The 474-nt window shown below is 36.5% G+C and carries 1 protein-coding gene; it reads right to left on the bottom strand.

Annotated features, from left to right (window positions below):
* On the bottom strand, positions 1-428 hold a 428-nt coding region (locus NE664_13655; GenBank protein MCQ4727678.1), incomplete at its 3' end, for an integrase.
* Positions 429-474 lie beyond the last annotated feature (46 nt).

The following is a 474-nucleotide window of genomic DNA, read 5'->3' as shown; positions in this document are numbered from 1 at the left end:
AGGATTCTTGGATGAATAGGAACTATCCGTTGCTTCCCTGCTTCTGTCTTCATTCCAGCTTGCATATACCTTTTTTCTAAATTGACCTCGTCCAACCGTAAGGTAGCGAGTTCTTGCGGGCGCCAACCCATATAACATTGAATGAGAATCCAATCAGCAAATTTTACATTATCAACATTTTGCCACAAAACTTTCATTTCATCATCGGTAAATGGAAAGTGTTTTTTCTTGTTTTTCTCTATTTCAACAATAATGTCTCCAGAAATTTCAAATGTTCTTGCATAATTCATAGGAACGATTTCATACTCAAGAGCGTAGTCAAACATAGTATTAAATAAAGATTTTATTCTGGATTTTGTACTTGGTGATGGATGGATTTTTTCTCCTTTCTTTTTTCCTCTCGTTTCGATTCGAAATCCCTCTTCCATACATCCTTTAATGTGTCGAGCCCTAACATCTTTTGCGCGCATATCG

The organism is Anaerotignum faecicola (genome assembly GCA_024460105.1).
Lineage (GTDB): Bacteria > Bacillota > Clostridia > Lachnospirales > Anaerotignaceae > JANFXS01.
This window is presented reverse-complemented; position numbering and strand designations above follow the sequence as displayed.